The organism is Limosilactobacillus vaginalis DSM 5837 = ATCC 49540 (genome assembly GCF_000159435.1).
Taxonomy (GTDB): domain Bacteria; phylum Bacillota; class Bacilli; order Lactobacillales; family Lactobacillaceae; genus Limosilactobacillus; species Limosilactobacillus vaginalis.
The window spans coordinates 21335-36716 of record NZ_GG693412.1 but is presented as its reverse complement, the minus strand read 5'-3'; the positions used below and the strand labels follow the sequence as shown (position 1 = coordinate 36716).

13 protein-coding genes and 2 pseudogenes are annotated in these 15382 nt (G+C 41.9%); 13 read left to right on the top strand and 2 right to left on the bottom strand.

Annotated features, from left to right (window positions below):
* The first annotated feature begins 184 nt into the window (after window positions 1-184).
* From HMPREF0549_RS00160 to HMPREF0549_RS00120, 9 genes and pseudogenes are all read left to right on the top strand, one after another.
* Window positions 185-961, top strand: a complete 777-nt coding sequence (locus HMPREF0549_RS00160; RefSeq protein WP_003716212.1) for a DUF1129 domain-containing protein — start codon at window positions 185-187, stop codon at window positions 959-961.
* Window positions 962-1135: 174 nt separating this feature from the next.
* A pseudogene (deoC, locus tag HMPREF0549_RS00155) lies at window positions 1136-1805 on the top strand (deoxyribose-phosphate aldolase).
* A gap of 17 nt (window positions 1806-1822) precedes the next feature.
* On the top strand, window positions 1823-3016 hold the full coding sequence (locus HMPREF0549_RS00150; RefSeq protein ID WP_003716209.1) for a phosphopentomutase: 1194 nt from the start codon (window positions 1823-1825) through the stop codon (window positions 3014-3016).
* A 217-nt stretch (window positions 3017-3233) separates the two neighbouring features.
* Window positions 3234-4376, top strand: a complete 1143-nt coding sequence (guaB, locus tag HMPREF0549_RS00145; protein ID WP_003716208.1) for an IMP dehydrogenase — start codon at window positions 3234-3236, stop codon at window positions 4374-4376.
* 807 nt (window positions 4377-5183) lie between these two features.
* Window positions 5184-6221 carry an LCP family protein gene (locus HMPREF0549_RS00140; protein ID WP_003716207.1) on the top strand — a complete coding sequence of 346 codons (1038 nt, stop codon included), beginning with the start codon at window positions 5184-5186 and terminating at the stop codon, window positions 6219-6221.
* A gap of 351 nt (window positions 6222-6572) precedes the next feature.
* Window positions 6573-7262: a response regulator transcription factor CroR gene (croR, locus tag HMPREF0549_RS00135; RefSeq protein WP_003716206.1), complete on the top strand. Its 690-nt coding sequence runs from the start codon at window positions 6573-6575 to the stop codon at window positions 7260-7262.
* A 28-nt stretch (window positions 7263-7290) separates the two neighbouring features.
* Window positions 7291-8433 (top strand): sensor histidine kinase, encoded by a 1143-nt coding sequence (locus HMPREF0549_RS00130; RefSeq protein ID WP_003716205.1) that lies wholly within the window; start codon window positions 7291-7293, stop codon window positions 8431-8433.
* Between the two features lie 136 nt (window positions 8434-8569).
* On the top strand, window positions 8570-9451 hold the full coding sequence (locus HMPREF0549_RS00125; RefSeq protein ID WP_003716204.1) for an AzlC family ABC transporter permease: 882 nt from the start codon (window positions 8570-8572) through the stop codon (window positions 9449-9451).
* 14 nt (window positions 9452-9465) lie between these two features.
* The gene (locus HMPREF0549_RS00120) at window positions 9466-9825 is read left to right on the top strand and encodes an AzlD domain-containing protein (protein WP_003716203.1); all 360 of its coding nucleotides are present in this window, start codon (window positions 9466-9468) and stop codon (window positions 9823-9825) included.
* Between the two features lie 81 nt (window positions 9826-9906).
* Here the strand turns inward: HMPREF0549_RS00120 and pyrE are convergent, their stop codons facing one another.
* Both pyrE and HMPREF0549_RS00110 read right to left on the bottom strand, forming a co-directional pair.
* Window positions 9907-10557: an orotate phosphoribosyltransferase gene (gene pyrE / locus HMPREF0549_RS00115; RefSeq protein WP_003716202.1), complete on the bottom strand. Its 651-nt coding sequence runs from the start codon at window positions 10555-10557 to the stop codon at window positions 9907-9909.
* Between the two features lie 244 nt (window positions 10558-10801).
* Entirely contained in the window at window positions 10802-11857 is a 1056-nt protein-coding gene (locus tag HMPREF0549_RS00110) for an AI-2E family transporter (RefSeq protein ID WP_003716201.1), read from the bottom strand.
* Between the two features lie 137 nt (window positions 11858-11994).
* Here HMPREF0549_RS00110 and HMPREF0549_RS00105 point away from each other — a divergent pair, with 137 nt between their 5' ends.
* From HMPREF0549_RS00105 to HMPREF0549_RS09700, 4 genes and pseudogenes are all read left to right on the top strand, one after another.
* Window positions 11995-13167: an SAM-dependent methyltransferase gene (locus tag HMPREF0549_RS00105; protein ID WP_003716200.1), complete on the top strand. Its 1173-nt coding sequence runs from the start codon at window positions 11995-11997 to the stop codon at window positions 13165-13167.
* Between the two features lie 419 nt (window positions 13168-13586).
* Window positions 13587-14072 carry a 5-(carboxyamino)imidazole ribonucleotide mutase gene (gene purE, locus HMPREF0549_RS00100; RefSeq protein WP_003716199.1) on the top strand — a complete coding sequence of 162 codons (486 nt, stop codon included), beginning with the start codon at window positions 13587-13589 and terminating at the stop codon, window positions 14070-14072.
* A gap of 1 nt (window position 14073) precedes the next feature.
* Window positions 14074-15189 (top strand): 5-(carboxyamino)imidazole ribonucleotide synthase, encoded by a 1116-nt coding sequence (purK, locus tag HMPREF0549_RS00095; RefSeq protein ID WP_003716198.1) that lies wholly within the window; start codon window positions 14074-14076, stop codon window positions 15187-15189.
* 57 nt (window positions 15190-15246) lie between these two features.
* Window positions 15247-15382, top strand: a pseudogene (locus HMPREF0549_RS09700) (adenylosuccinate lyase); the annotation flags it as partial.

Here is a 15382-nt window from a genome sequence, read left to right as displayed (position 1 = left end):
GCCATCAACAAGTTGATAGTCAAAAGCCTACTCATCCTTGCGTGGGTTCACAGACGAAATTGATAAATCAATTTCTGGTTCACTCCAACGTTTCGACTATGCAGACTAGAACTCTAGCCGATCCCTGGCCAACCCATTTCAAACAACCAACCTCATACCAAGAGATAAAGAGAGGAGTCTCATTGTGAGCGAAAATCAACCACGAAACGCTCAAGCCGGTCAACGACAAAAAGAACATTTAAAAGAAGACCGGCGTGAAGCGGGAAATGCAATTAGTAAGTATAACTTAACAAAGAAGAATGAAGAATTCGTTTTTCAACTAAATAAGCAGCTTGAACGTCAAGGAGTTGCTAAAGAAAAGCGTCCTGAAATTATTCAAGATACTATTACCCAACTTAAAGAAGGACAAAAGACGGGTAAAACTGCTAAAGCGTTATTCGGAACCCCGACAGAATATGTCAAAAATCTAAAGGACCCGAAGAAAAATAATCAGCCTAACCACATGAGTAAGCAATCTATTAAGCTGCTTGCCCTTGATAATATGCTGATCTTCTTCAGTATCTTTACCTTTATGTTCGGGTTAATGTTCTGGATCTCACCAGCAGCAATGAAGATGACCCACTATGGCAGCAGTGGTCTCTTGGCAATTGTGCTAGTATCCGTATCTGGTGGTCTCTTATATGGCTACGTGGCTTCCCAGTTACAACCGGTCAAGAAGAACGGTAAGTGGGTTCAAGCAAAGCCAGTTTGGTTCCGGATCTTAACCGTTGCTTTTGGATTAGTTGTTTGGCTAGCCGTTTACATGGCTTCCAGCTTGTTGCCTAATGTAATCAACCCTCGATTAAATGCTTGGGCCTACATTATCCTTGGTGTAATTGCCTTTGCTGGAGATATTATCTTCCGGCGCAAGTACCATATTACCGGTGCTTTCTACGGCAACCGAAATAATCGGCGTAAGTAAATCATTATTCTAATCAAATTAGCGGGAACGCGATTGTAAAATCCAGTCTGGTTTTACAGTTGCTTTCCCGTTTTTTAGATCGGATTGATGTTACTTAATGGCCCCTAACAGTAGCTTTTTTACTAATAAATTGATAATATGAAAGCGCATACAAAAATAAAGGGCGTGACTGAAATGAAGCTAAGTTGTAATCAATTAGCAAAATACCTGGATCATACGATGCTCAAACCCGAAGCAACTGCAGCGATGATTGATCAAACGGCGTTTGAAGCGATTAAGTATCAGATAGCTTCTGTTTGTATTAATCCATACTGGGTAAAGCGGGTTCACCAGAAATTATCTGAAACGGGAATTAACACTTGTACAGTGATCGGCTTTCCGCTTGGTGCTACTTCAACAGCCAGTAAAGTTCTTGAAAGTCGTCAGGCGATTAAGGACGGAGCAGACGAGTTAGACATGGTAATACATTGGTGAGCTGAAGGCTAAACATGATGATGCTGTAGTAGCTGATATTAAAGCTGTTGCGGATGAAGTTCATCATGCACACCGTATTTTGAAAGTGATTATTGAAACAGCCCTGCTAACTGACGAGGAAAAAGTTCGAGCATGTCAGTTAGTGATTGCTGTTCAAGCTGACTTTGTAAAAACTTCTACTGGCTTTTCAACTTCTGGTGCTCAAGTGGCAGATGTTGAATTGATGCGTCAGACGGTTGGTGATGCAATTAAGATTAAGGCTGCTGGCGGGATCCATAGCTATGAGGAAGCGATGGCAATGATCGATGCTGGTGCAGATCGCTTGGGTGTTTCTGCGTCAGTTAAGATCCTTAATGGAGCACCAAAATAACAAGGAGGAGTGTAATAATGGCATATCAACGAGTATTTGTAATCGTTCTGGATTCGGTGGGAAGCGGACAGGCAGGGGATGCAGCTAAGTTTGATGATATTGGTGCAGATACCCTTGGTCATGTTGGTGAATATTATCAGGGGAGACTCCAACTACCAAACCTAGGTAAAATGGGATTAAGCAATCTTCGCAACACGCCAATTGAGGGAGTTCCCGTTGCTACTCCGGCAATTGGAGATTATGGACAAATGGCAGAAGTATCGGCTGGTAAGGATAGTATGAATGGTCATTGGGAAATGATGGGGTTGCCGTTAGCTAAACAGCTTAATACCTTTCCTGATGGTTTCCCACAAAAATTGATTAAGCAGATTGAGGATTTTTCTGGGAGAAAAGTGATCGTTAATAAACCATATTCTGGAACACAGGTAATTCATGACTATGGTGAACGGCAGATGAAAACTGGAGAATTAATCATTTATACTTCGGGAGATTCGGTAATGCAGATTGCAGTTCACGAAGAGGTAATTCCAGTTGATGAGCTTTATAAAATTTGTCAGTATGCGCGAACATTATTAAATGGGCCGGAATATACGGTTGGTCGAGTAATTGCACGGCCTTATGTTGGTCCAGATCGCGAGCACTTTGTCCGGACTGCTAACCGGCATGACTTCAGCTTAGCGCCAACGGGAAAAACTGACTTGGAGCGGCTGCAGGAAGCTGGTTACGATGTAATTGGAATTGGTAAGATTAACGATATTTTCTCTGGTAAAGGGATTGATCGGGGATTTCATAATGAAAGTAACGCGGATGGGATGGATCACCTAGATGAGGTAATGCAAGAAGACTTCACTGGCTTCTGTTTTACTAACCTAGTTGACTTTGATGCAAAATATGGTCACCGAAGAAATCCTCAAGGTTTTGGTCAGGCATTAATGGAACTTGATCAACGGCTTGGTCATGTCCTTGACGAACTGCGACCGGATGATTTGCTGATCATTACGGCTGATCACGGGAACGATCCGGGATTCCGGGGAACCGACCATACTCGGGAAAATGTGCCCCTGCTTGTTTATTCACCAACGATGAAGGAGAAAAATCAGTCGTTAGGGGTTCGAAAGACCTTTGCTGATCTTGGTGCGACGATTCTGGATAACTTTAACGTTCAAGGAGAAAACGGGACGAGTTTCTATCATGAAATTAGAAATGATTAAAAGGCGGATTTCTAAAGCATCAACTAAAATGTAACCACTTAATAACCGAACTTTTATTTTAAAAACCGGCTGATTTAAGTGAATGATTCGTAATTAGTCCCTGAATAGCGAACATTATCCGTCAATTTAAGAAATAATTTACCGATTTTGTTGATTTTTAGAAAAATTACTAGTAAAGTATACCTAATCAAAATTCAAAAAAGGAGTGTCTAGTCACATGTCAAATTGGGATACTAAGTTTGTCAAGAAGGGTTTAACGTTTGATGATGTCCTTCTGATTCCTGCAGAAAGTCACGTTTTACCAAATGAGGTTGACCTTAGTACGAAGTTAGCAGATAACATTAAGTTGAACATTCCGATTATTAGTGCCGGGATGGATACCGTTACTGAAGGAGCAATGGCGATTGCGATGGCGTTACAAGGTGGACTTGGGGTTGTTCACAAGAACATGTCCATTCAAGCCCAAGCAGGCGAAGTAGCTAATGTTAAGAGTGTGGTTGTTCCAGCTAGCGCAACCAAGGCTGCAGTTGACGATCAGCACCGGTTGCTTTGTGCTGCCGCAGTTGGTGTGACTAGTGATACGTTTGAACGGGCACAAGCTTTGCTAGATGCTGGTGCAGACGCAATTGTTATTGATACTGCCCACGGTCACTCTGCTGGTGTTCTCCGTAAGATCAAGGAAATTCGTGATCACTTCCCAGATGTTACATTAATTGCCGGAAACGTTGCCACTGGTTCAGCTACAAAAGCCCTTTATGATGCCGGAGTAGATGTAGTTAAGGTTGGTATTGGACCTGGTTCAATCTGTACTACTCGGGTTGTTGCTGGTGTTGGTGTCCCACAAATTACTGCCATTTACGATGCTGCACAAGTTGCTCGTGAATACGGCAAGCCAATCATTGCTGATGGTGGGATTAAGTACTCAGGTGACGTTGTTAAAGCCTTAGCTGCCGGTGGAAATGCCGTAATGCTTGGTGGAATGTTATCCGGAACCACTGAAGCACCTGGTGACGTTTACGAAGATAATGGTAAGAAGTACAAGGCTTACCGTGGAATGGGTTCTGTTGGTGCAATGGCTCAAGCTCATGGTTCATCAGACCGGTACTTCCAAGGTGGTGTTAACGAAGCCAACAAGTTAGTTCCAGAAGGGATCGAAGCTCGTGTTCCTTACAAGGGTGACGTTGCTGATGTTCTCTTCCAAATTGATGGTGGTCTTCGTTCAGGAATGGGTTACGTTGGTGCCCCTGACATCCCAACAATGATCGAAAATGCCCAATTTGTTCAAATTACTAACGCCGGTCTCCGTGAATCCCACCCTCACGATGTTCAAATCACTAAGGCGGCTCCAAATTATAAGTAGAGTGCCTTCGCTCCAAAGAGTTTCCGGAAAGCTAGCAATTTCTCCTGACGAAGGCGACTTGTGCCTAGGAAGGAGTTTGCTAGCTCTAGGAAACTCGAGCGAAGCACGTTTAAAATAGAGTGTGAGCAGGTATAGAAGACCCGTAAGACAACAATTTCTCCCGACTGGATGCTGGAAGCATCTGGGAGGGAGTTTGTTGTCTATAGGGGCTTCCCTGCGAACACGTTTTGACTTTGTTGTAGTAAGAACATCATCTAAGCAGAGGTCGTTAGCTCTAGCGAGTTCCGAGGGAGCAGATCTCGGCTTGGTTGCCTAGAACGCTAGGCTGCGTTTTGACTCAGTTACAGTAGGGACAAGCTCCTGACGAGCAAATCACAACTTAATCACCAAATAAAGAAGAAGTAGTTAGTGAATTTTTCACCAACTACTTCTTCTTTATTGCTTATTAGTGGAACGGTGAGTCTTGGTATCCTTGACCGAAATCAGTAATGCCGGAAAATACCGTCAAGCAAATTATAATAATTCCTGCGATCATCAGGAGAATAAAACCGACTTTCTGGTAGCTCTTTAATACGTGCCAGATATTCTTTGGTGTAATGAATAATAAGATAAAACCAATAATAGCAATTATATCAAGTAGCGATTTCGTGAAAATCTCCTCCCTTTGCTACTAGATGGTTTTATTATGCACAAGATCGAAACCGATTTCAACGCTGTAATTCCTGGATAATATGTGTTTATGAATAGAGATCGTGTTAGAATCAACTTATAAATTTTGAAATGAATAAATAATCTAGGGAGAAAAAGATGGACAATCAATCAGAGAGCGAATTTCCGTTAACAAGGGCTGAGTACCAGCGGCAAATTCGTCGTGGCAATAACCAAAACGGCGGTAATGGACCGCACCGTCACCGAGGAAGGAAAATTTTCGGGATCATTATCTTGATTCTTCTAGTTATTGTGGTAATTTTTGGTGGTCTTGCTTGGCATAACGCCAAACAAACAAGTGATCAAATGTTCACATCAGCTGGAGCTAATAAACGGCGAAATGCTCAAAAAGTGCTTGCTCAGAAGCGACCAGTATCAATTCTTTTGTTAGGAACGGATACAGGTGACCTAGGGCGAACTTATAAGGGACGGACAGACACCATTATTGTGATGACGATCAATCCGCAAACCAAGAAAACCATGTTAATGAGTATTCCACGGGACATGAAAGTTAACCTTCCTGATTATGAGGATGAATCTCCAGCAAAGATCAATGCAGCCTACGCATATGGCGGTACTAAGGAGACAATTAACACCGTTCAAAAGTATTTCAATATTCCGATTGACTACTACGCCCTAGTTAATATGGCGGGGATGAAGCAGGCCATTAATCAAGTTGGCGGGGTCACCGTTACTTCACCATTAACCTTTACGTATGAAGGATATTCCTTTACCAAGGGAGTCCCTGAACACATGAACGGAACAAAAGCATTGAAGTTCTGTCGAATGCGGTATGATGATCCGCAAGGTGACTATGGCCGTCAACAGCGACAAAAAATGGTAATTATGGCACTGCTGAAGAAGTCCGCATCTTACAAGACAGTTCTTAACCAAAAATTCTTAAAGACAATCTCGAAGAATGCTAAGACAGATTTGTCATTCAGTAATATGATGACCCTTGCGAAGTCTTATCGGGGAGCAACCAAGAATATTCAACAGGGACACGTCCAAGGAACTGATGATGATTCTGATGGTCAAGCTTTCCAAAGTGTTTCTTATAATGAGCGACAGCGAGTTTCCAATATTTTGCGTAAGAATCTTGGCCTCGATCCGGTAGATATTGATGAGGGAGAATAACTAAAATTAAGAGAGAGGATGGAAAAAAACTAGGCGTTCTTTCATCCTCTTTCCATATTTAGCGCTCTCCGAACCTATAGAGTCTCCAAATAGGCTCACTTCGTATCGTAACTGAGGGACTCGAGCCTAACGCAGCGAAGCAAGCCCATTCGGCTACGAACGATTCTGATGATTTCATCATCATTCATCGTTCTAGGTTAGTCAACCGTCCCTCCGAGAAAGTTAATTCCCAGCTTCTTGTTCCAGCTTCTTCTAAGTTTCTTTAAACTATTCCGCTAAATCTCGCCGTTAAGATCGATAAACGCTTATAATAGTATGTTAGTAAGAAAGTTCTCAAGGGGTGGATAAAGGATGAAGATTTTAGTAGTCGATGATGATAAAGAGATCGTTCAATTATTAGAAATTTATATTCGTAATGAAGGCTACGAGCCAGTTACCGCATACGATGGCAAGGAAGCCTTGACTAAGTTAAATACTAATCCCGATATTGGGTTAATCATTCTGGATTTGATGATGCCTGAAATGGACGGGATGCAGGTCATCAAGCAGGTACGGAAGGATTCAGACATTCCAATTCTTGTTCTCTCTGCTAAAACCGCAGACATGGATAAAATTCAGGGATTGATTAGCGGTGCTGATGATTATGTTACCAAGCCATTTAACCCGCTTGAAGTAATGGCACGGGTAAAGTCCTTGCTGCGGCGGAGTCAGGGAGAGGTAACCAATGATACTCCTGATATTTTGAATGTTGGCCCATTAACAATTAATAAGGACTCCCATGAAGTTAAGACGATTAAGGGTGATACCATTCAATTGACTGCTTTAGAGTTTGGAATTCTCTATCTTTTGGCTAGTCATCCTAACCGGGTATTTTCCGCTGATGATATCTTTGAGCGGGTATGGCAGCAGGAAAGCGTTGTTTCTGCTAAAACTGTTATGGTTCACGTTAGTCACTTGCGGGATAAGATTGAAGAAGCAACCAATGGTGAAAAGGTGATCCAAACCGTTTTGGGCGTTGGTTACAAGGTAGAAGACCACTAGAATTTAGCGAGGTTATGGAGGAGAAACTTTGAAGCTAACAGGACGGGAGAAAAGTTCATTAATCCTTGAAGGGGTTATTACGGTTATCCTGCTTATCTTGCTGGATATGGCGATTATCACGATTGCTCAGGATGTCATCCAGAGTAATCCAGGAATTACCAGCGGTATTTTCATGATTAAGCAATCAATGAGGATCGGGCCAATGCAGGCGCAAATTTGGAGTTACCAGCGGATCCTGATTGCCATTTTAGTTGTGATTGACATCTGGGTTGTTTGGTGGCGGTTGCGTCGACGATACCACCTATATCAAATGAATCACATTATCCGGGAATTGCATTATATCGCTCAGGGACACTTGGATCACCGAATCCCGTTTCGACTAAAAGGGAGCGAACAACACGTGATTACCAGTGTTAATGCCCTGGTTGATAGTGCTGTTCGGTCGATGGACGATGAACGAAAAATTGAAAAATCAAAAGACGAGTTGATCACGAATGTTAGTCATGATCTCCGGACACCGTTAACTAGTATCATTGGCTATTTAGGGTTGATTGAGGATAAGCAATACCGAAGTGAAGAAGATATTCTTAAATATACTCATATTGCTTATGAAAAGGCTAAGCAAATGAAGAACCTGGTTGAGGATCTCTTTGAATATACAAAGGTTCAGCAACATGGCAGCCCGGTTAATATCATGAAGATTGACCTTAACCAGCTTTTGGAACAGTTAACGGCAAGCTTTGAACTAGAGGCCCAACATAAGGGAATTGAAATAACATCATCTGTTGAGCCTAACCCGTTGATGATTGAAGCGGATCCGGAAAAATTAGGGCGAGTTTTCAGCAACCTTGTGGCAAATGCCTTAAAGTATGGTAATGGTGCAAGCTATATTAAGGTAGCTGCTCATCAAAAGCAGGATCAGGTTGTGGTAAAGGTTAGCAATGATGGGACGCCAATTCCAGCGAAGTCAATTGAGCACTTGTTTGAACGGTTTTACCGAGCAGAGGGTTCACGGTCGCGGGCAACAGGCGGAACTGGACTGGGATTAGCAATTGTAAAGAGCATTGTTGATCTGCACCACGGGAACGTTCAAGTAACATCTGACGATAACGAAACGAGCTTTATTGTTACTTTGCCGTTGAAGCAAAAACAGCCGAAAAAGAAAAATTAACAAGAAAAACATCAGGACTTATCAATTAAATCCTGGTGTTTTTATATTCAGTTGATTTTGAATGTGTTAAACTGAAGATTGGTTGTATTAACTCTCGCTGTAGAGTCAATTAACACATTTTATTGGAGGAAATTCTGTGGCTAAAGCGCAACAAATTAATCCCGAAAAAGCACGCTGGCTAGAAGTCTTAGGCATTGCAATGCCGCTCTGCTTGAGTTATGTCCCGATTGGGGTAGCTTGTGGTATCTTATTGCACGCTGCGGGCTTTAACTTTATCATGACGTTGATCGTTTCGATCGTGGTCTTTTCCGGTGGTGCCCAGTTTATTTTGGCATCGCTGTTAACGATCCATGCACCGTTAACTTCGATCTTCGTGACTCTTTTCTTTCTTGAATTACGGTATGCTTTACTCGGCTCAAGTCTTTCAAAATATATCAAATCCGAATCGCAGCACTTTATTTGGCTATTTGCTGTGTCAATGAACGACGAAAACTATGCCGTTAACTATTTAAAATTTGCAACTGATAAAAAATGGAAACCGAAAGATGCATTACTGGTTGAACACTATTCATTGCTTTCTTGGTCGGTATCGAACATGGTTGGGGGCTTAATTGGAAGTACGATTTCAATTAACCTTGAGGTGGTTGACTTTGCACTGACCGCACTCTTTATTTACATGATTGTGATGCAAATGCGAAGTCACCTAACTCTTATTATTTGCTTGCTTTCAGCAGTGCTTGCTGTTTTCTTCATGGTAATTACGCACAGCATTATTGGTGTCGTAATTGCTACCCTGATTGCATCATTCATTGGTTTCTTGATCGAAAATGCTGTTCGGAAGCATTCAAAGAAGCCTGATGACAATTGGTTCCTTTCTAAATTATTCCGGCCGCGGGCTACCCGAATTACGGTTGAGGATCAAGAGGCTGAAGAAAAACAGGTTCTTGAAGAAAAGAAAGAGCAGGCAAAGGAACGGTCGACTAATTCACAGTCACCTGAATCAAGTCAGCATGATTAATTGGAGACAGTAATATGGAGTTTTTAGTATCTCGAATCGGTAGTAATCAAATTCTTTACCATATCGTCGTAATTATCTTTGCGGCATTTGCGGCATTCATTCCACGATATTTTCCGATCCATTTCTTCTCCTCAAGGAAGATTCCTGAGTGGTTTAATGAGTGGATGAAATATGTGCCAATCAGTTTGTTTACGGCACTGGTAATCAAAAATATCTTTATCACCACTAAGGGCTATCATTTTGTCCCTTATGGTCATCCGGACCAGATTTTTGCTGCGTTGATCGTCATGGTGATTGCTTACTTTACCCGTTCAATGTCTATTTCAGTCATTGCTGGGCTAGTTGGCGTTTGGCTTCTAAATATGGTTTTATAAATTTGAATAACAAAAGAGATTGAGAAAAGATGTTTTGCTTTACTCAATCTCTTTTGTTATTTCAAGGAGTTATGGATTATATTAGATTGCTTGTAATTGTTGGTTGTTACTCCACTTCATTGGGTCTTCACGCCATTGTTGAAGTGACTTCAAGTGGTCGGCGCTGATTAAACCAGTTTCTTTAGCAAGGTTGATTAAAGTGGTGTAATTAGTTACTGAGAAGTATTGAAGGTCGTTAGCTAAGAAGTTTTGTTCAGCAGCTTGTAATTGGTAGGTGAAGATGGAAACAACACCGATTACTTCAGCACCTTCATTTTCAACGGCGTGAACGGCATTCAAAACACTACCACCAGTGGAGATTAAGTCATCGATAACAACAACTTTTTCACCTTCATGAAGAACCCCTTCAACTTGCTTTCCTTCGCCGTGGTCCTTTGGCTTGGTGCGAACGTAAACCATTGGCAGACCCATTTCTTGTGCAACCCCGGTAGCGTGAGGAATTCCTGCAGTTGCGGTTCCGGCGATGGCATCAACGTTGCCGAAGTGGAGCTTGATTTGTTCTTCCATACCGTTAACGATTGCCTGACGAACAGCTGGGTATGAAATGGTAAGACGGTTATCAGTGTAAATTGGTGCCTTCATTCCGCTAGCCCAGGTGAATGGCTTTTCTGGGCTAAGAGTAACAGCATTGATGTCTAAAAGTGCTTTAGCGACGCGTTGTGAGTATGTCATAAATATTTCCTCCTAGGTGAATCAAAAAAGTAGCTTATTCCAAAATACCTAGTTGAAATAATTGACGTTGGTTCGTGCTGCCTGCCCATTACATAAAAAGAAAACCCTTCTAGTAATGGACTAGAAAGGTAGATCGAATACTTATGACGTTCAATTAAATCCTTCCTAGCCTCTCTGGACTAAGTTAAAGGTATTTCATTGCTCACTATAATAGTCGGCTGAACATTAAATGTCAAGAGAAAAATTAACTTTCATTTTTTTCTTGATGATGCACTCTAAGCGAATGTGGTTTTTTCTTGATTGACTTAACACCGAGAATGTCTAACAGGAAGGTGAAAATTGGGACCCCAACGATTAATCCCCATGTACCAAAGAAGTGCTCAGCAACCAGGAGGACGATGAAAGTGTAAAAGATTGGCAATTCTGTTTTGCTGGCCATGAATTTAGGGTTTAAAACATATGCTTCCAAAGCGTGGATTACACAAATCATAATAATGATATAGATAACATCCCGAATTCCCCCGACAGAGTATGCAACCATTGAAAGAGGGATTAGCGAGATGATAACACCAGCGACTGGAACCAAACTGAAAATAAAGACCATTAGCGCAAGGGCAAAAATTTGTGGCATGTGCATGAATGCAAGGCAGATTGAAGTAATTACTGTATTGCAGATGGCGATGAAGAACTGGGCTTCCAGGACAACTCCAAAGGTATTTACAAATTTTTTGCCAAAGTAGTCAATATCGCTGAAGAACCAGCCAAAGTCACTATCAAGAAATGTTCGGGAAAATGCATTCATTTGCTTCAGCTCAAGGGTGTAAAAGAAGCTAAGAATAAATGACAATAGGAAGGTAATTGTCATTGTGCCAATACTGGTTAATGTACTTACGGCGAGGGTAACCCCGTGCTTCATCTGGGACATGATCGTTCCCCAGCTAATGTAGTGGTTAACGTAGTGCATGATCTCGATTGCCTGTCGGGAGCTGTAGAATTTGATTACGGAGTTAACCATTTTAATAACTTGGTTAACCAGAACTGGCAGGTAGCGGGTAACCCCAAAGTAAATTGCCACGATTAATGCAATGTACGTAACAACCACGGTAAGTTTTATTGATATTTTGGGAACGTGTCGTTGAAGCCAACGAACCCAGCTAACAACGATAAACGTTAGGATAAACGTAAACAGGATCAAGTTCATCATCGGGCGAAGAAGCCATAGAATAAAGATGATTAGGGCTAAAACCACGAACCGACGTAACTTGACGTTGGCAATAAATCGGTGCCAAGTATCAGTCATTATATCTCCTCCTCTGTTTTATGCATCAATTATCCTAATCTTAGCAAATAATTAAGGGCATGAACAATAATATCGCTGTATTTTGCTGCGGAGTGTTATAATAATCTCATACTTTTTTGAAAGAGGGATTCGTAGAAATGTTAGAAAAGACGTTCTATAAGTCACTATTAAGCCGTTCATTTAATATTCCGGTTAAGGTTGTTTACTGGGATGGCAAGAGTGCGGTTTATGGTGATGGTGAACCAGAAGTAACTATTACCTTTAAGGAAAAGATTCCTATTCGTGATGTTACGAAGAACGCCTCCATTGCCCTTGGGGAAGCCTACATGGACGGCAAGATCAAAATTGATGGTAGTATTCAAAAATTAATTACCGCTGCGTATGAAAGTGCCGGTAGTTTTATGCGGAATTCTAAATTTCGGCGGTTCTTACCAAAGCAGGGACACTCTGAAAAGGAAAGTGAAAGCGATGTTCAGAGCCACTACGATGTTGGTAACGACTTCTATAAACTATGGCTTGATGATACGTTGACTTATTCCTGTGCTTATTTTGATCATGGTAACCGTGATGATTTGACTAAGGCACAAATTGACAAGGTTCACCATATTTTGAAGAAGTTCGATCCAAAGCCAGGGAAGACTTTACTAGATATTGGTTGCGGTTGGGGAACCTTAATGCTTACCGCTGCCAAGGAATATGGCTTGCGAGTCACTGGGGTAACCCTGAGTGAAGAACAGTTCAACCTTGTTCAAAAACGGATTAAGGATGAAGGACTAGAGGATGTTGCGGAAGTTCTCCTGATCGACTACCGTGAGCTTGGTGACCGGAAGTGGGATTACATTACATCAGTTGGGATGTTTGAACACGTTGGTAAAGAAAATCTTGGTCTTTACTTTAAGGATATTTACAAGTACCTCACTAATGATGGTGTTGCTTTGATCCACGGAATTACTCGTCAACAGGGCGGTGCCTACAACGGCTGGATTAATAAGTATATTTTCCCAGGTGGCTATATCCCTGGATTGCAAGAGATGGTTGGGCACATCGTTGAAAATAACATGCAAATTGCTGACATTGAGATGCTCCGTCGGCACTATCAACGAACCCTAGAAATTTGGGACATGAACTTTAATGCTCATCGTTCCCAAATCGAAGACATGATGGGCGACCGCTTTACCCGGATGTGGGATCTCTATCTCCAAGCCTGCGCTGCTTCCTTCGAATCCGGTAATATTGATGTTATTCAATACCTTATTACTAAAGGTGCTTCCGGTAAGAATCTTCCAATGACGAGGGATTATATATATTAGAGTGTGAGCCAGCAAAGGACTTACGGAAAGTTAGCAATTTCTCCCGACAAAGGCGACTAGCGCCTAGGAGGGAGGTTGCTAACTCTAGTAAGTCCCTGGCGAACACATTTTGACCGTGTTGCCTAGAACGCTCAAGGAAAATTAGGCTGAGCGCGTCTTAGCTTATGTAGTCTAGATAGCTAGGCGGAAGTTGCGGTCACGGCGAGCAGATCTTGGCTACGCTGCAGTAGAAGTTAGCTCAAGCTAGCGCATACCAACTAAAATAATCTGGCAAAGAACGTTAATATTCTTTACCAGATTATTTTTTATCCCCTATATACACGAACTATTAATCTTTAAAATAATATTTAGTTCGTAAAACAGTTGTATTTAACACAACTATTTGGTATCCTTAAAGCAGTTTTTAAGGAGGTCCAATTATGAGTGCGATCAGTGTTGTAATGGGTAGTAAATCAGACTGGCCAACTGTTAAGGAAGGCTGCAAGATCCTTGATCAGTTTGGCGTAGACTATGAAAAGAATGTTATTTCCGCTCACCGGATGCCAAACGAAATGTTCGCGTTTGCTCAAAATGCTGTGGAAAAGGGAACGAAAGTAATCATTGCCTGTGCGGGTGGTGCCGCCCATTTGCCAGGAATGATTGCAGCAAATACTCCGTTACCGGTAATCGGGATTCCAGGTCAAACAAAAGCGCTTGGCGGAATGGATTCACTTTTATCCATCGTTCAAATGCCAGCGGGAATTCCAGTTGCTACTCAAGCAATTGGGGTAGCAGGAGCGAAGAATGCGGCCTTATTAGCACTCCAAATCCTTGGAATTAATGATCCAGCAATTCAACAACAGATTCTTGATTACCGGAAGCAAATGCATGATCAATCAGTAGAAAGCGGTGCTCACCTTGACTAGGATGATTCAACAGGGACAAACGATTGGTATTATTGGTGGCGGTCAGTTGGGTCAAATGATGGCCTTGGATGCTAAGTATACGGGGATGAAGGTGATTGTACTTGATCCCACCCCCGCTTGTCCGGCTGGTCAGGTTGCTGATGAACAGATAGTTGCGGAATATGCAGATGTAAAGGCAATTGAAGAACTAGCTCGCCGGTCAGATGTTTTAACCTACGAATTTGAAAATGTCGACCTGAATGCCTTACGGGACGTTGCTGATCGGGTTTACATTCCCCAAGGAACCAATTTGCTATACACCACTAAAAACCGGATCCGTGAGAAGAGCTTTTTACGCGATGCGGGATTAAAGACTGCTCCGTTTATGGCAGTGAAGAATCGTGATGATCTTGAACAAGCTATTAAGAAAATTGGTTACCCAGCGGTTTTGAAGACTTGTGAAGGCGGCTATGATGGTCATGGTCAAGAAGTTTTGCTAAGTGATGATGATCTCGAAAAATGTGCAGGAATCCTTTCAACGAAAGATGCAATTCTTGAAGGGTGGGTACCATTTAAGCTGGAATGCTCAGTAATGGTTGGTCGAAACGAAAATGGAGAAGTAACTGTTTTCCCCGTTTCTGAAAATATCCACCATGATGAGATTTTGCATTTGAGTATCGTTCCCGCGCGAATTAGTGCTGAGCTGCAAGAAAAAGCACAAAAGATGGCGGTTCAGATTGCTCATGCGATTGATTTACGTGGAATCTTAGGCGTCGAAATGTTTGTCGGTAATGATGGTGAGATTTACATTAATGAACTAGCCCCACGACCACATAATTCAGGCCACTACTCGATTGAAGCTTGCAACTTTTCCCAGTTTGCAATTCATAATCGGGCAATCTGTAATTGGCCATTGCCAAAGATTGAATTACTTCATCATGTCGTGATGGTCAATGTCCTTGGCCAACACGTTGCGGGAGTTCGCGATGAGATTGCTAAGAAGCCGAACTGGCATTTTCATGATTACGGAAAGGCTGAAATTCGTCATAACCGAAAGATGGGCCATGTTACAATTTTGACTGATGATTTTGCTAAGACATTGAAAGAGATTGACGATACACATATTTGGGATAAATAATTCCCAGAACATGGTATATTGTTACTGAGAGAAATAATTAGAGAGGATTTTTAACTAATGATTGATCGTTATACTAGTCCAGAAATGGCGAAAATTTGGAGCTTGGAAACCCAATACCAATGTTGGTTAGAAGTTGAAATTGCCGCAGATGAAGCTTGGAGTAAGCTTGGTCACATCCCAGCTAAAGATGTGG